The organism is Corallococcus macrosporus DSM 14697 (genome assembly GCF_002305895.1).
GTDB lineage: Bacteria > Myxococcota > Myxococcia > Myxococcales > Myxococcaceae > Myxococcus > Myxococcus macrosporus.
The window spans coordinates 6149790-6169325 of the sequence record NZ_CP022203.1 but is presented as its reverse complement, the minus strand read 5'-3'; the positions used below and the strand labels follow the sequence as shown (position 1 = coordinate 6169325).

The window sequence follows — 19536 nt, the reverse complement described above, 5'->3', positions numbered from 1 at the left end:
GAGCAGCGCGGGAAGCGGCAGTGAGGCGCGCGCTTTTCGGCGCCAGAGGTTGTCCTGCATCGTGCGGAGCATGTCGAAATCCATAACGCACGCCGAGGTGCATCGGTTCATTGAGGAAGCCGTCGGCCCGGACACCCATGCCAAGCGTGTGCTGTCGCTGTCCAATGCCACCTTGGGCGCCGTGCACGCCGCCAGCCTCTCGGTGAGGGCCATCGGACTGGCGCTCTCCCAGGCGCGGGGGTTGGAAGGCAAGCACGCCATCAAGCAGGTGGACCGACTGCTGTCCAACTCTGGCGTCGACGTGTGGCGACTGTTCGCGCAGTGGGTGCCCTTCGTGGTGGCCGAGCGCAAAGCGGTGACAGTCACCATTGACTGGACGGACTTCGAGTCGGACGACCACACCACGGTCGCCATCCAGCTTGTCACCCGCCACGGCCGCGCCACGCCGTTGCTGTGGAAGACGGTGCCCAAGAGCGAGTTGGCCGGGCAGCGCAATGCCCATGAGGACGCGTTGCTGGAGCGGTTGCACCAGGTGCTGCCCTCCGACGTGGAGGTGACGGTGCTCGCGGACCGAGGATTCGGAGACGTCGCCCTGTATGAATTGCTGGACAGACTCAGCTTCGGCTACGTCATTCGCTTTCGTGGCGTCGTGCACGTCGAAAGTGCCGGAGGGGAGGTGCACAAGGCGAAGGAGTGGGTGCCCCCGACGGGCCGTCCGAAGTTGCTGCGCGGAGCGCGCGTCACCCAGGCCCGTTTCGGCGTGGGTGCCGTCGTCTGCGTGCACCAGAAGGGAATGAAAGAGGCCTGGTTTCTGGCGGCCAGCAGCAAGGAAGCCACTGCCACCGAGTTGGTGAAGGCCTACGGACGTCGATTCACCTGCGAGGAGACGCACCGGGACATCAAGGACTTGCGCTTCGGCATGGGCCTGTCCGCCATCGCTATCGGCACCTGCGAGCGCCGCGACAGACTGTTGCTGCTGTCCGCCTTCGCCATGGCGCTGCTGACGCTGCTCGGCGCTGCGGGCGAAGCGACGGGGCTCGACAGGAAGTTCCGCGCCGACACCCGTAAGACGCGCGAGTACTCTCTCTTTCGGCAAGGCATCATCTACTACGGCGCCCTCGCCAACATGCGAGAGGAGTGGCTCCGCCCCCTCATGGAGAAATTCGCCGAGCTCATCCGCGAGCAGGCCGTCTTCCGCGAGGCATTCGGCTTCATTTGATTCGAATGAGGGGACGGCTCAGCTTCAGGCGTTCACGCAAATCCTGCTTCAATCCGTCCAGGGCACGACTGGAGTAGTCCGGCTGGGATTTGTGGGCCATGTGAGGCTCCTTACGGCGGGGGATTGCCGTTGCCAGATGCGCGGATTGGCAGGTGGCCGCGGGCGCGCTCACATATACAGGATGACTTTTCAATCCCTCTCGTCACGTCGCGCTGCCGTCGGTTCATGACAGTCGCTTGCCCTTCAGGGCTGGGCGGGCGGCGACCTCCCGTGGAACGCGTCCGACTCGACACACACGCGCACGTCTGGTACGCGCCCCGGTTGGTGCGCACCGGCGACTTCCAGACTCCTCCTTCGAACGCATTGCACCTGCCCTGGGCGCCGCTGCTGCTGGTGGGCGGTGGGGCCTGGCTCCTGCGCGTTGCGGGCTTCTTCCATCGTGGTGGGGCCCTGGGCTACCCGGTGGACTACGACGAGGGCGTCTACTTCAGCGCCGCCGCGCTCCTGTCGCATGGCGTCCTGCCCTACCGCGACTACTTCTTCGTCCATCCGCCAGGAGTCGCGTTGCTGTGGGCCCCGGTGGCCGCGCTCACCCGCGTCGTCGATGCGGCGACGGCTTTCTCGGTGGCGCGCTGGTTCGTCCCTGTCCTCGGCGCGTTGAGCGCGGTGCTGTGTGGCCGCATCGCGCAGTCCCACTGGGGGACGCGCGCGGGCATCGTGGCGGCCCTGGTTTACGCCGTCCATCCAGAGGCGGCCGCCACCGAGCGGGGATTCTTCCTGGAGCCGCTGCTGAATCTCACGTGCCTGGGGATGGCGTGGGTGCTGCTGCTCCCTGCTACCGGGCGTCGCTCCTGGCGTCAGGACGCCGGCGCGGGTGTCCTGCTCGCGACGGCATGCGCGATCAAGCTGACCGCGGGTGTCTGGGTGCTCGCGGTGGTGTGGGCGCTCTGCCTGGGCGGGGAAGGGCGCCGTGCCGTTCGAGTGATTGGGACTGCCGCCCTCACGGGGCTCATCTGGCTGGGGCCGTTTCTCGTGCTCGCGGCGGAGCCGATGCTGGAGGGACTCCTTCGCTTCCAGGTGATGCGGCCCCCGGATGGCGAATTGTCGACGGCACGCAGGCTGCTCACCATGCTGGGCGAAAGTCACTGGGGGGGAGCGCTGCTGAGCCTCCTGGGGCTCGCCGTGGCGCTGGGGCGGCTGCGGCGACGAGACGCGGTCGCGGAGCGGCTCTTCTCCGCCGCCTGGCTCCTGACCGTCGCGGCCTTCTTGTCGGCCAAGAGCTACTGGGGCCAGTACAACGCGGGCCTCGCGCCTGCCGCGGCCCTGCTCTCCGGGCTTGGGGCTTCGCAGTTGTTGCTCCGGGCGGAGCGGCACTCACGGCGATTCGCGGCGGCCGTGACGTTGGCGGTGGGGCTTGCCGCGCTCTCCGCGCTCCCCGTGGCGCTGCGGTCGGCGAATCAGCGTGAGCGTGGGCTCCTGGCGATAGGCGGCTCGATTCGCGCCGCCGTGCCGCCGGATGCTCCGCTCTGCGCGTTCGAACCGGCCTGGGCCATCGCCGCGGGGCGTCTGCCAGGGTTGCCCGTGGGGAGCCCGGCCCTTGTCGACCCCTACGGCCTCATGTTGCATGACGCGTTGGATGGCCCATCGCGATTCGCCTCCGCCGCCGCTGCCTTCGCGGATGACCGCACCCAGCGCACCGTGCTGCCGATGCTCGCGCGCTGCGACGCCCTGGTGCTCCTCGGCCGAGGTGAGTGGCAGTTGTCCGCTGCGAGTGAGCGCTGGGTGGACGAGCACTTCACCCGTGACGGTGACGTGTGGAAGCGCAAGCCCTGAACGTCAGAACATCTGGCCGAACGTGACGTAGCAGCGCTGCCGCCCGGACCCGGTGGAGACCGCGTAGTCCATGCGAATCACCGCCGCGCGCCGGGAGAAGCGCACGCCTCCGCCGACACCCGGATGCCAGTGCCACCACTTGCCGTCCGCGACGCCCGGGTGCCACACGCGCCCCAGGTCCATGAAGGCCACGGCGCCCAGCTTCAACGGCTGACCGAAGACCCGGAACTGCGCGGCCTGGTAGCGCAGCTCCGTGTTCATGAACGCCTTGATGTTCCCCGCGAAGCGGTTGCGCTCGATGCCGCGCACGCTGTTCATGCCACCAATGCCCTCGGACACGTTGACGCCGCCGGTGTTGCTCCATTCGTAGAAGGGGACGTCGCCGAAGAGCAGGTCCAGCGTCATCCGGTGCGCCAGCGTCAGGCGTGACGTCAGCGCGAAGTAGCGCCGCTCGCTCAGGGTGAGGCCCACGTAGTGGTAGCGGTTGCCCGTGGCGTTGCCGGAGATGCGCAGCGACAGCTCCTCCACGCCGCCCTCGCGCGGGTCCGACTCATTGTCGCGCGTGTCCCAGAGCATGCCGGCGAGCAACTGCCCCATGTTGCCGCCGTCCATGCCCAGGGGCTTCTCCCGCGACAGCAGGGACTTCTCGTAGGCCGCCACGCGCATGTGCCGCCAGCCGTAGCCCACGTAGGACTGGAGCGGGTGCTCCTCTCCGAACGGGTGGCCTCGCAGCCGCAGCCAGAAGCCCGGCGTGCCCTTGTCGAAGTTGTACAGCTCGTTGTTCACGTCCCCGCGGAACTCCGGCGCGGACTGGTTGCCCGCGCCGAAGAAGGGGCTGCGAAGCTCCCGCCGGTAGTCCAGGCGGCCCTCCACGCGGAGCGGCCCGAGCAGCCTCGGTCCGTCGTAGCGCAGCGAGTGGCTCTGCACGCCCCGGTTGCTGAAGAACACCTGGGCGCTGAGGGCGTGCGCATAGGGCTCCTTCCCGGCGCCATACAGGTACATCCCACCCACGGCGCCGTAGCCCATGCCCTGGTCCGAGCTGAAGCTCACCAGGGGAATGGCAATCGCGTCGAAGCCGGAGGTCTTCACGGGCGCGGGTCGCGCTCGGGCTGCCGGAGAAGCGCTCAGGCTGGCGAGGAGGACGGCCGTGACGGGAAGGAGCATGCGGGGGGATGGCAGAGGACGCATGACCTCCGGCGCTTCTTCCCGCGCCCATAAGCCGCCGCGGTTGCCCGGCTGCCCTGCTGGAGGGCGGCTCACACTCCGGGGCGGCTGGCCTCTCAAGTGCTCATCTTGGCTGCCGGAGGAGGGGAGGCGACACCGTGAGCGCTGTGATTCCACCAGCGATGCACCTGTGGGCCCACGGCCTCGTGCGCCGTGTCCAGGAGAAGGTGCCTCCTTCGCCCGCACGCAGGGCGAGGAAGCTGCTCATCGTCCACCTGGACGGCGTCCCGAAGCGCCTGCTGGACGAAGCCCTCGTCTCGGGACGGATGCCCTTCCTGTCGCGGCTCATCCGCTCCGGAGCCTTCCATCTGGACGAGGCCTTCTGGGGCGCCCCCACCTCCACGCCGTACTTCCAGGCCGGCCTGCTCTACGGCATGCGCCACTCCAACCTGCCGGCGTACTCGTGGTTCGACCGCGAGCTGGGCCGCAAGGTGCGGATGAACACCCCGTCCGACGCGCTGACCATCGACCGGCGTCTGCGCGGCTCGGGCCGCGCCAGCCTGCTGGACGGTGGAGGCCACGGGTACTTCTCCCTGTTCCGCGCGGGGGCCGAGAACGCCCTGAGCATGAGCACGCTGGCCAGCTTCAAGCAGATGTCCCACGCGTTCTCCTACGAGATGATGGGGCTCCTCAGCGCCCGCACGCGCGGCGTCTGGGACTACTTGCGCACCCTGGGCATGGACACCTGGGCCTCGGCGCGCGAGGTCATGCACTGGGCGCGCGGGCTCCACGACTGGCGCCACGAACCGGCCTACCTCTTCAGCCACGTCTTCCTCCAGCGGCTGGGCTGGAGCTTCGCCTTCACCAAGTCCCTGGTGGACATGGCGCGGGGCGTGCCCGTCATCTACCTGGTGTATGGCAACTACGACGAGGTGGCCCACCGCCGAGGCCCGCGCTCGGAGCAGGCCCGCGCCGAGCTGCACCGCGTGGACAGCTACCTCGCGGAGCTCTACGCCGTGGCGGGGGCGGTGAAGCAGCCCTACGACGTCGTCTTCCTCTCCGACCACGGGCATGTGGACTGCCTGCCCTGGGAGCAGCGGAAGGGGCAGCACCTGGAGCAGTGGCTGACGGCGCCCCACGGCGACGGGCCGCTCTCCGACGAGGTGGTCCGCGGGCTCTGTGATGGACGGCCAGACCCGGAGCCGGACACCCGGCCCCGCGCGCCCTTCGCTCCCGTGGCCGTCGAGTGCGGCAACTTCGCCCACGTGTACCTGTCCGGCGAGCCTCGGCCGATGGAGGCGATGTCACTGCTCGCGCGCCACCCCGACATCCTGGCCCGGGTGACGCGGAGCCCGGACCTCGGCCTCGTCGCCCTGCGCCGGGGCAACAGCGCGGTGGCGCTCGTGCGCGACGGTGTCTACTCGGTGGACACCCTGGACAGGGCTCCGCTGTCCCCCGAGTTCAGCAAGCGCGCCGTGGCGGACTTCCTCCGCGTCCTGCCAACGATGTCCACCGCGGGCGACCTCGTCCTCTTCGGCGAAGCCGTGAAGCGCGGCGGCACCGTGGGCTTCGCCTGGGAGTTCGGCTCGCACGGCGGGCTGACGCGCACGGAGGCCAACAGCCTGGTGTGCTGGCCCGCCAAGGCGCCCGTGGACCTCTCAAACCTGTCGCACTGCACGCAGCTCCATGACCGGCTCGCGGCGGCGTACCTCGACACCACCCCTCGACTCCGGTTGGTGCCGTGAAGGGGAGGGCGAGGCGCGCCGGAGGCCGGGCCCTGTTCAAGGCGCTGCTCGCCGTCTTCGGGCTGGTGCTGTCCGTCGTCCTGCTCTCCACGGCCTTCTTCAAGTGGAACCTGAGCGGCGGCCCCGGCCCGCTGCTCCAGCCGCGCTTCCCGCTGGGGCAGTTCGTGCGCGACTTGCCCGGCCACCTCGTGTGGCTGGTGCCCTTCATGCTGCTCCAGGCCTCGCTCATCCCGCTGCGCGCCGTGCAGTGGCAGAGCACCCTCCGCCGGCCGGTGCCCCTCAAGGAGCGCTACCACCTGGTGGCCATCGGCGCCTTCGTCCACAACGCGCTGCCGGGGAAGCTGGGCGAAATCATGCGCTCCTTCCTCCTGTCCCGGACGCAGCGCATCCCCTTCCTGCGCTGCCTGGGCTCGGTGGGCGTCTGCAAGCTGATGGAGTTCGCGGCGTTGATGTTGCTCGTCACGCTGTCGCTGCTGGGCCCCTTCGGCCAGACGCTGTCCCGCTTCGAAGGCGAGCTGAAGGTGGCCGTGTCACTCTGCGTGGGGTTGGTCGCGCTGGTGGTGTTGCTGGCCCACTGGTCCGGTCCGCTCGCCTTCGCCCTGCACAAGCGCCACAAGCTCCCCCGGGTGGTGGGCTTCCTTCACCACGTCAGCGAGGGCCTGGGCACCGCGCGCTCCTTCACCGGCATGGCGAAGGTGTTCGTCTACTCGGTGGGGCCGGTCCTGGCCTCCGCGCTGGCCTACGGCCTGGCGCTCCAAGGCATCGGCATCTCCGGGGGCCTCTTCGCCGGTGCGGTGGTGCTGGGGGCCATCTCCCTGGGGCAGTCGCTCCCGGGTGTCCCGGCGGGCATGGGCATCTACTACTTCGTGACGAGCTGGGCGGCCCGCAGCCTCGGCGCCTCGCCGGAGGACGCGGCGGCCTTCTCCACGCTCACGCACCTGGGCACCGTCATCAGCCAGGTCGCCGTGGGGGCCATCTCCGTCCACCTGCGGAAGATTCGCGTCCGGGATTTGCGCAAGGGCGGCAGCCTCGCCCGGGAGGCGGCGCACCACGTGGCGCACGATGCCGTGGAGCCCGCGCGGACCTGACCCCTGAAAAGCGAAAAGGGGCCCCGGTTTGAAACCGGGGCCCCTTCTCAACTTTGTGCCCAGGAGAGGACTCGAACCTCCATGCCCTTGCAGGCGCTAGACCCTGAATCTAGTGTGTCTACCAATTCCACCACCTGGGCAGGTGGGGCATCGCGGTGCGGCGCTGCGATGGGCCGGACGTATAGAGCTACTGCCCGGCCCCGTCAAGCACTACGTAACAACCTCACTTCTTCAGCGGCCATTTCCCCTCGGCCTCCAGGGACCGGCGCAGGACGGGGTTCTCGTCCATGAAGGCGGTGAGGGACTCCTCGGTGATTTCGACCACGATGTCCTCGGCGCCCAGCTCCGTCTGGCAGCTCAGCCGGGAGTAGGGGCGGACGTCGAAGCCCATGTCCAGGCGGTCCGCCTCCGCGTCCGTCTGCTCGCTCAGCGAGTCGAGGCCCTTGCGGACCCAGATATGGCAGGTGGAGCAGCCGCAGACCCCGCCGCAGCTATGGCCCACCTGGGCGCCGCAGGACTCGGCGGCGTCCAGCAGGGTGGTGCCGGTGGGCACGTCGGCGCTGACCTCGGCCAGGGGGCTCTTGAAAGTCACCTTGGGCACGTCAGTAGTCCTCCACGGAGTGGCCAGCCACCACCTGGGTGATGGCCTGGTTCATCACCCGCTCGATGAAGGGGCGGGACGCCTCGTCCAGCGCGTGCACGGCCTCCTTCAGCTTCAGGTGGTCATCCCCCTTCATCAGCTCCCGCACCCGGGCGATGGCGGCGTCAATGACGGCGCGCTCCCCGTCCTGGAGCAGCGAGCCGTGCTCGCCCAACTGCCGGTCCGCCTCGGCCAGGACGCGCTCGGCGTCCACCCGCTGCTCGCGGACCTGCCGGGCCTGGATGTCGTCCTCGGCGTGGTCGATGGAGTCGAGCAGCATCTGCTCGATCTCCTCATCCGTGAGCCCGTGGCTGGGCTTCACGGTGATGGACTGGCTGACGCCGGTGCTCTGCTCCTGGGCGCTGACGGAGAGGATGCCGTCCGCGTCCACCTGGAAGCGGACCTCCACGCGGGCCATGCCGGCGGCCAGGGGGGGAATGCCGGACAAGGTGAAGCGCGCCAGGCTGCGGTTGTCCTCCACCAGCTCGCGCTCGCCCTGGAGCACGTGGACGTCCAGGCCCGTCTGTCCGTCCTTGAACGTGGTGAAGACCTGGCCCGCGGTGGTGGGGATGGTGGAGTTGCGCTGAATCAGCTTCTCCACGATGCCGCCCATCGTCTCCAGGCCCAGGGACAGGGGAATCACGTCCAGGAGCAGCACGTCGTCCTGCCGGTCCGCGGTGGTGAGCAGGTTGGCCAGCACCGCCGCGCCCATGGCCACCACCTGGTCCGGGTCGATGTCGCCCAGGGGCTCGCGGCCGAACAGCTCCGCCACGTAGCGGCGCACCGCCGGCACGCGGGTGGCGCCGCCGACCAGGATGACGCCGTCCAGCTCCCCGGCCGCCACGCCCGCGTCCTTCAGCGCCCGCCGGCACACCGTGCCCGTCTTCTGGACGAAGGGCTGAATCCAGGCGTCGAAGTCCTCGCGCTTCACCGAGTGCGTCTGGCCGCCCGCGGTGAACTCCACCGCCGCCGCGTCCGTGAGCGCCTCCTTGGCCTTGCGCGAGGCCGCCAGCACCTCCGCCACCAGGGCGGGGGAGGGGGCCTCGCCAGCGCCCAGCGTCTCCAGCACGCGCTGCGCGATCGCGCGGTCGAAGTCATCGCCGCCCAGGGCGGAGTCGCCGCCGGTGGACTTCACCTCGAACACGCCGTCCACCAGCTTGAGGATGGAGATGTCGAAGGTGCCGCCGCCCAGGTCATAGACGGCGAAGGTGCCCTGGCTGCCCTTGTCCAGGCCGTAGGCCAGCGCGGCGGCGGTGGGCTCGTTGAGCAGGCGCAGGACTTCCAGGCCGGCCAGGCGGCCCGCGTCCTTGGTGGCCTGCCGCTGGGCGTCGTCGAAGTAGGCGGGCACGGTGATGACGGCCTGCTCCACCTTGGTGGAGAAGTGCGACTCCGCGCGGCGCTTGAGGGCGCGCAGCACCTCGCCGGACACCTCGATGGGCGTCACCGGCGTGCCGCCGGCCACCTCGAAGCGCACCACCTTCGCGCCGGGCGCGAACTTGTAGTGCCCCAGCTTGCGCGTCTCCGCGTCGTCCGGGCTGCGGCCCATGAAGCGCTTCACGGAGGCGATGGTGTCGGTGGGGTGCTCGGACGCCAGCTTCCGGGCCCGGGCGCCGACGACGACGCCGCCGTCCTTCGCGTAGTGCACCACGGAGGGGAGCAGCAGCGCGTCGCCCTCGTCCACCGGGACGCAGACGGGCTTGTCCTGCACCACCGCCGCCACCAGCGAGTTCGTCGTGCCCAGGTCGATGCCCACCGCCTGCCCCTTGGGCTTCAGCGGGTCGTGAATCTGAAGGTAGCCGTTCTTGCTCACGCCTGAATCTCCTCCTCGAACGCGTCCACCTGCTCGAGGAAGCGCGTGAAGTAGCGCACCCGCCCCAGCGCGTGCGATGCCTTTCTCACCAGTTCCTGCCCGCCATCCCCCGGCCCGGCCGCCTCCAGGGTGCGAAGCGACTCCGCCGCCTCGGCGAGGGCCGCCTTCTTCCGGGCCTCCACGTCATCCGCCATGGCCCGGGCGCGGCCCAGGTCCTTCTTCTCCATGGCGGCGTCCAGCGCCTCGCGCAGGTCCATGACCTCCTCCAGGAAGGCCAGGGGCATGTCCTTCTGCGCGCCGGCGTCCTCGCGGTCCAGGTCGATGCCGTGCAGCTTGAGCAGGTAGAAGGCCCGGCGCACCGGGTCCTTCAACGTCTTGAAGGCCTCGTTGAGGGCGGTGGTGCCCTCCAGGGCCTGCAGGCGCTCGCGCGCGCTGGCCTGTGCCACGCGGTCCGGGTGGAGCTGCAACGACAGCTCGCGGTACTGCTTCTCCAGCGCCGGCACGTCCACGTCATAGGCGCGCTTCAGGCCGAAGACGTCGAAGTGGGTCCTCAAGGGGGGCTCTCCAATGCGGGGAGGGGACAAACGAAAAGGGCCCGGCGGCTGGCCGGGCCCGTGGCGGCGGCTCCACCCCGGCGAGGGAGCGGAGCGCGTGTCGCCGCGTCAGACGGAGAAGCTCTCTCCGCAGCCGCAGGCCGCCTTGATGTTGGGGTTGTTCAGCTTGAAGCCGGAGGCCATGAGCGTCTGCTCGAACACCAGCTCGGTGCCGATGAGGTACAGGTAGCTCTTCGGGTCCACGAAGACGCGCACGCCGTCCTTCTCGAAGATCTTGTCGCGCTCGCGGGACTTCTCCGACCACTCCATGGAGTACTGGAGCCCCGAGCACCCGCCGCCCTTCACGGCCAGCCGCAGGCCGGCCTCGGGCGTCTGCCGCTGCTCCAGCAGCTCCTTCAGCCGGACCACCGCGCTGTCCGCGATGGTGATGCCCTTGGGGGGCTTGGCCACGGGCGCGGGGGCAGTCGCCGGGTGCTGCGTCGTCTCCTGGGTCGCCTGCTCGCTCATGGTTCGCCTCTCCCTTTCTGCCTCGCTCAGGACGCCTTGGCCTGGCGCGCGGCGCGCTTCTTCTTGAAGTCCTCGATGGCCGCCTTGATGGCGTCTTCCGCCAGCACGGAGCAGTGAATCTTCACCGGCGGCAGCGACAGCTCGCGGGCCACGTCCTTGTTGGAGATGGTCATCGCCTGGTCCACCGTCTTGCCCTTCACCCACTCGGTGACGAGCGACGACGACGCGATGGCCGACCCGCAGCCGAACGTCTTGAAGCGGGCGTCCTCGATGAGCCCGTCCTCGGAGATCTTGAGCTGCAGGCGCATCACGTCACCGCAGGCGGGCGCTCCCACCAGGCCGGTGCCCACGTTCGGGTCTTCCTTGTCGAGCGTCCCGACGTTGCGGGGGTTCTCGTAGTGCTCGATGACCTTGTCGCTGTAAGCCATGCCTGCTCCTTCAACGGATGCTGCTCAACAATGGTTCCGGCGGGCAACGCCCTCCGGGCGAGAGGGCGGGGGCCCCCCTGTCTACCTGGGAAGGCGCTAGTGCGCCGTCCACTCGATGCTCTTGAGGTCGATGCCTTCCTTGGCCATCTCGTAGAGAGGGCTCATGTCGCGCAGCTTGCGGACCTTGTCCACTACGAGGTTCACCACGTAGTCGACTTCCTCCTCCGTGGTGAAGCGGCCCAGGCCGAAGCGGATGGAGCTGTGCGCCAGCTCCTCGTCCACGCCCAGGGCGCGCAGCACGTAGGACGGCTCCAGGGAGGCGGAGGTGCACGCGGACCCGGAGGACACGGCCACGTCCTTGATGCCCATCATCAGGGACTCACCCTCCGCGTGGGCGAAGGAGATGTTCAGGTTGCCCGGCAGCCGGTGCTCCAGCGAGCCGTTGAGGGTGGTCATGTCCAGCGCGTCCGTGAGCCCCTTGCGCAGCTTCTCGCGCAGGCGAAGGATGCGGGCCGACTCCTCGGGCAGCTCCTTGCGCGCCAGCTCGGCGGCCATGCCGAAGCCGACGATGGCCGCCACGTTCAGCGTGCCGGAGCGCATGCCGCGCTCATGACCGCCGCCGTCGATGATGGGCGCGATGCGCACGCGCGGGCGGCGGCGCACGTACAGCGCGCCAATGCCCTTGGGGCCGTACATCTTGTGGGAGGTGATGGACGCCAGGTCCACCTTCATGGCCTCCACGTCGAAGGGCACCTTGCCAATGCCCTGCACCGCGTCGCAGTGGAAGAGCACGCCCTTGGAGCGGCACAGCGCGCCAATCTCCGCGACGGGCTGCACCACGCCAATCTCGTTGTTGGCGAACATGATGGAGACCAGCACCGTCTTCGGCGTCATCGCCGCGGCCAGCTTCTCCAGGCTCACCCGGCCGTCGGGCTCCACGTCCAGATAGGTGACGCGCGCGCCGCCGGTGGGCAGCTCGGCCCACTTGCGGTACGTCTCGTCGGACTCCACGTCGTGCTTCGCCAGCAGCTCCGACTGGTTGTCCTCGGTGACGTCCTGGCCCGCGAGCTGCCCCAGCCGCAGCAGCTTCAGCTCGTCCAGGCGCTCCTGCCGCACGCGCTCCAGGCGCTTGCAGGTGTCCAGGATGGCCTTGTGCTCCGTCTTCAGGGTGATGATGTGGTCACCCTTGGACTTGTAGAACTCGATGACGCCCTTGATGGCCAGGTTGTCGGACTCGGTGGCGCCCGAGGTGAAGACGATCTCCTGCTCGGCCGCGCCGATGAGCTCCGCCACCTGCTGGCGGGCCTTGTTCACCGCCGCCTCGGCCTTCCAGCCGAACACATGGTTGCGGCTCGCCGCGTTACCGAAGTCCTCGCGCAGGTAGGGCAGCATCGCCTCCAGCACCCGCGGGTCCAGCGGGGTGGTGGCGTGGTTGTCCATGTAGATCGGCAGCTTCACCATTGCTTCCAACACCTTCCTGGAGGGGACGTCGACCGGCGCCTCGGAGCGCCTTTGCCGCGGGGGGGCCTACACCGCCACACCTGAATGTGGACCGGACTGGTCAAATATAAAAAGGGGCGCCTTCGGGTCAAGCGAACATCAGGAGCGCTGCGGGTGTGGGTGCGTGCTCCCAATAGGACGTCTTAAGTCAACGTCGCGCCGTCGTGGATCAGTCCGGGCGCGCCGTCCTGGAGCGGGGTGCTCCGGAATGGCGCGGCCCCCTCGGCCAACCGCTTGATTTCCCGTCGAGCGCCGCCCTGGCCGGCTGCCTGCACTGGGAGGGGGCACCACAGGGAGGCAGGCACATGAGCGCGAAGCAGACGGCCCGCACGAGGGAAGCGCAGGACCCGGGGGAGGGCAGCGGGAGGACCCACCTGGTCCGCATGGACGGCGGCGGCGGCGGTGGGGGCAAGCCGGAGCAGCCGCGCTACGCGGACGGCTGGCGCGCCGGCAAACCCGCGGAGGACCCGGAGAAGATGAAGCGCTGGGGGCTCGTCACCGCGAGGCCCAGCGAGTTCCTGGTGCACATGCGGCGCGGCCGGGTGCGCGACGTCAGCGGCCAGGGCGCGAGCTGCTTCAAGCTGCCGGGGGACTCGGTGGCCATCGTCCCCACCAGCATCCAGCGGCTCCAGTTCACCGCGGACCAGGTGACGCACGAGAAGGTGGGCGTGCAGGTGACGGGCCTGGCGGTGTATCGCATCTCGGACCCGCTCGTGGCCTTCCGCATGCTCAACTTCTCCTTCCCGGAGCGGGCCCAGGAGAAGCTGGCGGAGCTGCTGCGGGAGATGTTCGTCGGCGCCGCGCGGCGGCTGGTGGCGAACCTGTCCGTGGAGGAGTGCCTCTCCAAGCGCAAGGAGGGCATCGCCGCGGAGTTGGTGCGGGAGATCGCCCCGGTGCTCTCCGGCCGGGGCCGCCTGGAGGACCAGACGGACGCGGGCTGGGGCGTCATCCTGGACACAATTGAAATCCAGGACGTGCGCGTCCTGTCCTCCACCGTCTTCGCCAACATGCAGGCGCGCTTCCGCCACGAGCAGGAGCGGCAGGCGCGCGAGGCGGAGCTGGCCAAGGAGCGCTTCGTCCACCGCGAGGAGACGGAGGCCGAGCGGCAGTTGAGCCTCCAGCGGCTGGCGGCCGAGGAGGAGGTGCGGCAGAAGAAGCAGACGGCGGAGGAGCAGGCCCGGCTGGAGGCGCTGGCGGTGGAGGCGCGCGTGGCCGAGGCGAAGCTCGCCCAGGAGCGCACGCTGAAGCAGGAGCAGGCCACCGTGGAGCGCGAGGTGGCGCTGGCGAAGATGGCCGCCGAGCAGGAGGTGCGCCAGAAGAAGCAGGTGGCCGACGAGCAGGCGAAGCTGGACGCGCTGGCCGCGGAGTCCCGGCTGGCCGACGCGAAGATCGTCTCCGAGCGCGCCCTGGCCGTCAGCCGCGCGCAGGTGGAGATGGAGAAGCTCCAGCGCGAGCAGGACGCGGAGATCGCGCGTCAGCGCGTGGCCCTGGAGACGCTCAAGCGGGAGCAGGACACGGAGGCCGGGCGCGCGAAGCTGGAGCTGGAGAAGCTGAAGCTGGCGCAGGAGTCCGAGGCCGCGCAGGCGAAAATCGAGCTGGTGCGGCTCCAGCGCGCGCAGGAGGCGGAGAACGCCAGGGCGCAGATGGAGCTGGCGCGACAGCAGCGCGAGCAGGAGGTGGAGCTGGCGAAGCTGCGCCGCGAGCAGGAGGAGGCCGGCGCCAAGGCCCAGGTGGAGCTGGAGCGCCTGCGCCGAGAGCACGAGCAGGCCACCGCGTGGCACGAGGTGCAGATGGCCGCGCACCAGCAGGAGGCGGAGCGGCTGCACGCGGAGCTCCAGGTGGTGCAGGCCCGGCGGTCCATCGTGGAGACGGAGGTGGCCATCGCCGAGCTGAGCGTGCGCAAGGACCGGGCGCAGCAGGAGCTGGAGCTGGGCAAGGCGCGCGCGCTGCGCGACATCGAGAACAGCGTGAGCCCGGAGGTCATCCAGATGACCCTGGCGCAGCAGCTCCCCCAGGTGGCCGCGGCCTTCCAGCAGAAGATGGGCGAGGTGCACGTCACCGCGGTGGATGGGGCCAATCCGTTTGGTTACATCGCCGCGGCGGTGGAGGGCGTCATGGGCCTGGCGCGCTCCGCCGGACTGAAGACGCCTGCTTCCCCGCTTGCTCCTCCAGCGCAGTAGCCCGGGCGCCCGGGCCTGCGTATACAAGGGGCCTGGGACCACGGAGTCACGCGCGCATGGATGCGAAGAAGCTGGGAGTGATGGCGGTGCTGGCTGGAGTGGCGGTGGCCGTGGTGCCATGGCTGCTGCCCACCGGCCCCAACGCCAACCTGGATGCGGCCCGGTTCCTCGAATCCGGCAGCCTCGCGGTTGGCGCGGCGGTGGTGTTCGCCGGCGGGCTCCTCACCGCGCTGACGCCGTGTGTCTATCCGCTCATCCCCATCACCGTGTCCGTCTTCGGCGCGCGCAAGACGGAGGGGCGGGGCCGTTCGCTGCTCCTGACGTCGTCGTACATCGTCGGCATGGGCGTGGTGTTCAGCGCGCTGGGCGTGCTGGCGGCGAAGACGGGCCAGGCCTTCGGCTCCATGCTGGGGCACCCGGCGGTCGTGACGGGGCTGGCGGTGTTCCTGTTGCTGCTGGCCACGTCGATGTTCGGCGCGTTCGAGTTGGCGCTGCCGTCGTCGCTCCAGACGAAGCTCAACGACGTGGGCGGCGCGGGCGTGGCGGGCGCGTTCCTGATGGGCAGCGTGTCCGGCTTCCTCGCGGCGCCGTGCACCGGGCCGGTGCTGACGGGCCTGCTGGCTTTCGTGGCGAAGTCCGCCAACACCACGCTGGGCGCGTCGCTGCTGTTCGTCTACGCGCTGGGCATCGGCGTGCCGTTCTTCCTCATCGGCGTCTTCACCGTGCGCCTGCCGCGTGGCGGCGTGTGGATGGAGTGGGTGAAGAGCGTGCTGGGCATCATGCTGGTGGCCCTGGCCTTCAGCTACCTCAAGGACGCCTTCCCGTGGGCGCGGGACGTGGTGAAGGGGCTGGGGCTCCAGGTGGGCCGGGTTCCGGGGGCCGTCATCGCCGCGCTGCTGGTGGCGGTGGGCGTGGCGCTGGGCGCGGTGCATCGCTCGTTCAAGGAAGGCGCGCGGGAGTTCTCCTTCAAGGCGCTGGGTGTGTCGCTCGTCGTCGCGGCGCTGGTGCTGCGCGGCGGTGCGTTGGACGCGGGGCCGGTGGGCACGCTGTGGGTGAGCATGGGGCTCGCCGAGCCGCCGCGCGCGCCGTCCTGGCAGTGGCACCACGTCATGCCGGCGAAGCAGGCCACCTTCTCCGCCCAGGCCTTCGACGCGGTGCTCGCGCAGGCGAAGGCGGAAGGCCGGCCGGTGCTCATCGACTTCTTCGCGGACTGGTGCGCGGCCTGTAAGGAGCTGGACCGCGACACCTATCCCGCCGCGGAGGTCATCTCCGAGTCCGACGCCGGGCGCTTCCTGAACATCAAGATTGACGCGACGAACAGCGAGGACGCGCTGGACGCGCTGCTGGAGCGCTTCGACCTGGAGGGTCTGCCCACCGTGGCCTTCATCTCGCCCGAGGGCAAGGTGCTCACGCAGCCTCGCGTCACCGGCTTCCTGGCGCCCAGCCCCTTCGTCACGGAGATGAAGAAGGCGCGCTGCACCGACGTCAACGCCTGCTGAGCGTTGGCGCGCGTCAGTCCTCTTCCGATACGTCCCTGGTGCCAGATGACTGCACCCGGGCGCCGTTCGGCGCGGCCTGCTTCACCGCGGCCAGCAGCGAGGCGGGGCTCACGTCGCCGATGCTGCCGATGACCCGCGCGTGCACCAGCACCGCGGGTCCCCGGCTCTTCATGGCGCGGTCTCCGGGAGGAAGCGGGCCCGCAACTCGGGCGTGGGGATGCGGCACTGCGCTTCCTGCCCGAACCAGCGGTAGCGGTTGCGCGCGATGATTCGGTAGACGAGGTCGCGCAGCGGCCGGGGCACCACGATGAAGGCGTAGAGGAAGCGCCAGGGGCTTTTCAGCATCCGCGCGACGCGGAGCGCGGCCGTGGACCGCTCGTACAGCTTGCCGCCCTGCAGGAGGACGAAGCTGTCAGGCTCCTCCTTGGGCACCACGCCATGGGGCGCCAGCAGCGCGGCGGCTCGCTGGGACTGCAGGGCGGTGAAGCGGATGCGCGCCTCCGGGTCCCGGTCGATGATGAAGAGGACCGTGCCGTTGCACAGGTTGCACACGCCGTCGAAGAGCACCACGGTGTCCGAGGGCTGGGCGCTGGAGGCTTCGGTTCCTGGAGTGAGATGGCTCATGGGCGGCTCCCGAACGAGCGCATCCCAACGTAACGGCGGGCCGTGGGCACTTCCGTGTGGAGCCCGCCAACGTGGGCCCTCAGGGGGCGGATGAAGACGCCTGACATGGTGCGACGAGCTTAACAGCCGCCGTCAGGCAACGCCGAAGCCGTGGAGATTCCCCGTTTCGTGCCTCGCTCATGTACGGACATGAGTGGCTTCGGACCCTCGGCGTCAAGCTTCCCAGGCTGGAGGCTGGGTGTTCCTCCCCCGGCTCGCGAGCACGCGCTCAATCATCTGCTCATGAAGCGCGTAGAGCGGTTCGGCGACGTGTTCACCTTCCAGGTGCGCGAGCGCACCGGCGATGGCTTCAATCGTGGACATGCCCTCCGGGTGGGGCGGGCGGCGCAGGCGCCGTGAATCCGGAGGCGGTGGGGGCAGCTTCAAGCCGGGCAACCGGCGCAGCGCGGGCACCCGCTGCACCATGCGCCGCGCCTGGCCCCAGCTCCCATCCAGGATGATGAGCCGCTTGGGGAAGGCGGCGCCGGGCTCGGGCGTCTGGTGCGCGTCCGGGAACAGCAACCACGTGTCATCGCCCTCCAGCACGGATGCGTCGAAGGGCACACCCGGCGAGCCATAGGAGACGATGCTGCACCGGGGAATCGCGAGCGCCGCCATGCGCGCGGTGTTCGTCGACTTCAGCGTCTCCTTGTGGTGCCGGACGATGAGCAGCTCCGTGCGCGTGGGGACACACGGCACGTCGGCGCACAGGCACAGGGCAACGGGGAGGAAGCAGCGCGGGCAGCGTCCCGCGAGGTCCTCGGGTGTTCGAGACCTCATTTGCCCTGACGGTAGCGCTCCATGAGCGTCCGGGCCTCGCGCAGCTTCTCCTCGACGAAGGCGTCGTCCGCGTCCGGTTCGTACTCCGCGTCCGGCAGGTCGAGGTGGAACAGCGCGGAGAGGCTGACGGGCGTCACCTCCAGCCACTCCGAGGTGCGGTTGAGCGCGGCCTGACGGCGGCCGGCGAAGGTCTCCGGCCCGTCCTCGGGGCCACAGCGGCAGATGCGCGCCGAGTCCCCGGACACGTCCACGTAGAGCCCCAGCACCTCCGCGTCCAGCTCCGCGGCCAGCGCGCAGGTGGCCTCGCTGACGTAGGCGGCCATGGCCTGCGCCGCGGAGCGCTCCGTCAGCGAGCGGACCAGGAACACCTGCCAGCCGGCCTCGGTGATCGCGCCCGCCTCCTGGAGCGGTGCCAGCTCCGCGGGCGGCGCGTGGATTCGCGAGAGCAGCCGACGCACGGGCGCTTCCAGCCGCTCGAGCCGGGCGCTCGACGCGGGGCAGAAGAAGACGACGCGGTACTCACGGCTGTCGGCTGCGGTTTCCATAGGCATACGGCGTCGCCAGGAACGGAGGGAAGAGTGTGTGCGGGGTTCCCAAGAGGACCAAAGGAGTCCCCACGCATGCAAGCGGTGATTTGGCGCCCGCGTTCAGCGCGCTGCGGCGCGCAGCGGCACTGCCTGGAGGGACGCGCGTCGCTCGGCCGCCACCCACGCGCCCGCCACCAGCACCAGCAGTCCGCCGCCCAGGGCGATGGGCGTCAGCGTCTGCGCGAAGAAGGCCCAGCCCACCACCGAGGCGGTGAGCGGCTCCAGGTACGTGAGCGCCGCCGTGGCCGCGGTGGGGACGTGCCGCAGACCCGTGTGGAAGAGGATGTTTCCAATGAGGCCGCAAACCACGCCGCCCACGAGCACGAGGAGCGTGCCTTCATCCACCGTGGGTGGGAGGACCTGCACGCCGAAGCACAGCAGCAGCACCCCGGCGGAGATGGGCGCGTGCAGCGACGTGACGGCCATGGGCGAGTACGCCCGCGCCGCCACCTTCGCGGCCAGGACGATGATGGCGTAGAAGCAGGCGCTGCCCGCGCCCAGCAGCGCCGTCATCCCGGAGAAGTCGCCATCCGGCCGGCCGATGAGCAGGGCCAGGCCCACCAGCGTCAGGGGGCCGCCAATCAGGGCCCGGGTGGAGCGCTCCTCACCCAGGACCCAGGGGGCCAACAGGGCCAGCAGCAGGGGCGCCAGGTAGTGCGTCAGCACGGCGACGGACACCGGGCCCCGCTCCATGGCCGCGAAGAAGAGGGCCGTGTTCGCCGCGTCCGCCAGCGCCACGATGAGCAGCGCCACGGTGGCCCGCCGGTCGCGCAGCGCGTCGCGCCGGAACAGGAAGGGCGCTGGGAGCGACATGGCCAGGAGCACGAGGAAGGCGTTCTGCGGCCCGGCCAGTCCCGCGGGACGGAAGAAGAGCGCCCAGCACCCCCAGAGGGTGGCCCCGGCCGCGACCATGGCGAAGTACCGCACCGTGTGACTCCTGGTGACTCCGGCGCGCACTCCGGCTCCGGCGGGCGCGCAGCCTACCTCAGCCCGAGGCCGGCGCACCGTCCGCGCGTTGGGCCTCGGCCTGGGCGCGCAGGCCCGCCATGTCCGGCGTGAAGGGCCGCTCGGAGACGAGCCGCGCCCGGCGGATGCGGTCCATGCGAAACCTGCGCGCCGCGGCCTCCTCCACGTCCCGGGCCAGCACGTACCAGACGGCGGACTCCACCAGCAGCCCGTGCGGCTCCACGACGCGGCGGGTCGCCTCGCCGTGCCGGTCGCGGTACGCGAAGGCCAGGCAGACCTGCTCGCGGAAGGCCCGCTCGAAGACGGCGAGCAGCTCCTCGGGTGGTTCGCCGACGTCCGCCACCACGCGAGCGTTCACCGGGGCGGAATCTGT

Annotated in this window: 19 protein-coding genes and 1 tRNA gene; 6 read left to right on the top strand and 14 right to left on the bottom strand. The window is 70.1% G+C overall.

The window, feature by feature from the left end; translation table 11 throughout:
• Positions 1-70: 70 nt before the first annotated feature.
• Both MYMAC_RS24630 and MYMAC_RS24625 read left to right on the top strand, forming a co-directional pair.
• The gene (locus MYMAC_RS24630; RefSeq protein ID WP_095961673.1) at positions 71-1219 is read left to right on the top strand and encodes an IS4 family transposase; all 1149 of its coding nucleotides are present in this window, start codon (positions 71-73) and stop codon (positions 1217-1219) included.
• Positions 1220-1489: 270 nt separating this feature from the next.
• Positions 1490-3052, top strand: coding sequence for an ArnT family glycosyltransferase (locus MYMAC_RS24625; RefSeq protein WP_239988989.1), 1563 nt, complete (start codon positions 1490-1492; stop codon positions 3050-3052).
• Between the two features lie 3 nt (positions 3053-3055).
• On the opposite strand, the gene omp85 is transcribed toward MYMAC_RS24625, so the two are convergent.
• Positions 3056-4141 carry an Omp85 family outer membrane protein gene (gene omp85 / locus MYMAC_RS24620; protein WP_095959858.1) on the bottom strand — a complete coding sequence of 362 codons (1086 nt, stop codon included), beginning with the start codon at positions 4139-4141 and terminating at the stop codon, positions 3056-3058.
• Between the two features lie 257 nt (positions 4142-4398).
• Here omp85 and MYMAC_RS24615 point away from each other — a divergent pair, with 257 nt between their 5' ends.
• Both MYMAC_RS24615 and MYMAC_RS24610 read left to right on the top strand, forming a co-directional pair.
• Positions 4399-5961, top strand: a complete 1563-nt coding sequence (locus MYMAC_RS24615; protein WP_239989646.1) for an alkaline phosphatase family protein — start codon at positions 4399-4401, stop codon at positions 5959-5961.
• Positions 5958-7049, top strand: coding sequence for a lysylphosphatidylglycerol synthase transmembrane domain-containing protein (locus MYMAC_RS24610; protein WP_095959857.1), 1092 nt, complete (start codon positions 5958-5960; stop codon positions 7047-7049). Before MYMAC_RS24615 ends, MYMAC_RS24610 begins: the two co-directional genes overlap by 4 nt.
• 56 nt (positions 7050-7105) lie before the next feature.
• Here the strand turns inward: MYMAC_RS24610 and MYMAC_RS24605 are convergent.
• The 7 genes from MYMAC_RS24605 to MYMAC_RS24575 form a co-directional block, all read right to left on the bottom strand.
• Positions 7106-7189: transfer RNA gene (locus MYMAC_RS24605), tRNA-Leu, on the bottom strand.
• An 83-nt stretch (positions 7190-7272) separates the two neighbouring features.
• The gene (locus MYMAC_RS24600; RefSeq protein WP_013941555.1) at positions 7273-7650 is read right to left on the bottom strand and encodes a 2Fe-2S iron-sulfur cluster-binding protein; all 378 of its coding nucleotides are present in this window, start codon (positions 7648-7650) and stop codon (positions 7273-7275) included.
• A 1-nt stretch (position 7651) separates the two neighbouring features.
• Positions 7652-9499, bottom strand: coding sequence for a Fe-S protein assembly chaperone HscA (hscA, locus tag MYMAC_RS24595; protein ID WP_095959856.1), 1848 nt, complete (start codon positions 9497-9499; stop codon positions 7652-7654).
• Positions 9496-10053, bottom strand: a complete 558-nt coding sequence (hscB, locus tag MYMAC_RS24590; RefSeq protein ID WP_204816936.1) for a Fe-S protein assembly co-chaperone HscB — start codon at positions 10051-10053, stop codon at positions 9496-9498. The genes hscA and hscB overlap by 4 nt, the downstream gene beginning before the upstream one ends.
• 108 nt (positions 10054-10161) lie before the next feature.
• Complete coding sequence (locus MYMAC_RS24585; protein WP_013941552.1) at positions 10162-10560, bottom strand: HesB/IscA family protein; 399 nt, start codon at positions 10558-10560, stop codon at positions 10162-10164.
• A 26-nt stretch (positions 10561-10586) separates the two neighbouring features.
• On the bottom strand, positions 10587-10988 hold the full coding sequence (gene iscU, locus MYMAC_RS24580) for a Fe-S cluster assembly scaffold IscU (RefSeq protein ID WP_002634235.1): 402 nt from the start codon (positions 10986-10988) through the stop codon (positions 10587-10589).
• A 96-nt stretch (positions 10989-11084) separates the two neighbouring features.
• Positions 11085-12446 (bottom strand): IscS subfamily cysteine desulfurase, encoded by a 1362-nt coding sequence (locus MYMAC_RS24575; RefSeq protein WP_239989645.1) that lies wholly within the window; start codon positions 12444-12446, stop codon positions 11085-11087.
• A 347-nt stretch (positions 12447-12793) separates the two neighbouring features.
• Between MYMAC_RS24575 and MYMAC_RS24570 the strand changes: the two genes are divergently transcribed.
• Positions 12794-14668, top strand: a complete 1875-nt coding sequence (locus MYMAC_RS24570; protein WP_239988988.1) for an SPFH domain-containing protein — start codon at positions 12794-12796, stop codon at positions 14666-14668.
• 56 nt (positions 14669-14724) lie between these two features.
• Positions 14725-16167 carry a protein-disulfide reductase DsbD family protein gene (locus MYMAC_RS24565; RefSeq protein ID WP_095959852.1) on the top strand — a complete coding sequence of 481 codons (1443 nt, stop codon included), beginning with the start codon at positions 14725-14727 and terminating at the stop codon, positions 16165-16167.
• A 13-nt stretch (positions 16168-16180) separates the two neighbouring features.
• On the opposite strand, the gene MYMAC_RS36960 is transcribed toward MYMAC_RS24565, so the two are convergent.
• From MYMAC_RS36960 to MYMAC_RS24540, 6 genes are all read right to left on the bottom strand, one after another.
• A complete protein-coding gene (locus MYMAC_RS36960; RefSeq protein WP_157757543.1) occupies positions 16181-16339 on the bottom strand; it encodes a hypothetical protein in 159 nt (52 codons plus the stop codon).
• Complete coding sequence (locus MYMAC_RS24560; RefSeq protein WP_095959851.1) at positions 16336-16791, bottom strand: thiol-disulfide oxidoreductase DCC family protein; 456 nt, start codon at positions 16789-16791, stop codon at positions 16336-16338. The genes MYMAC_RS36960 and MYMAC_RS24560 overlap by 4 nt, the downstream gene beginning before the upstream one ends.
• A gap of 213 nt (positions 16792-17004) precedes the next feature.
• Positions 17005-17610: a tRNA-uridine aminocarboxypropyltransferase gene (locus tag MYMAC_RS24555; protein ID WP_095959850.1), complete on the bottom strand. Its 606-nt coding sequence runs from the start codon at positions 17608-17610 to the stop codon at positions 17005-17007.
• Positions 17607-18155 (bottom strand): hypothetical protein, encoded by a 549-nt coding sequence (locus MYMAC_RS24550; RefSeq protein ID WP_013941546.1) that lies wholly within the window; start codon positions 18153-18155, stop codon positions 17607-17609. The genes MYMAC_RS24555 and MYMAC_RS24550 overlap by 4 nt, the downstream gene beginning before the upstream one ends.
• A 102-nt stretch (positions 18156-18257) precedes the next feature.
• Positions 18258-19124, bottom strand: a complete 867-nt coding sequence (locus MYMAC_RS24545; RefSeq protein ID WP_204816934.1) for a DMT family transporter — start codon at positions 19122-19124, stop codon at positions 18258-18260.
• A gap of 58 nt (positions 19125-19182) precedes the next feature.
• The gene (locus MYMAC_RS24540) at positions 19183-19521 is read right to left on the bottom strand and encodes a WYL domain-containing protein (RefSeq protein ID WP_239988987.1); all 339 of its coding nucleotides are present in this window, start codon (positions 19519-19521) and stop codon (positions 19183-19185) included.
• Between the last annotated feature and the right edge of the window lie 15 nt (positions 19522-19536).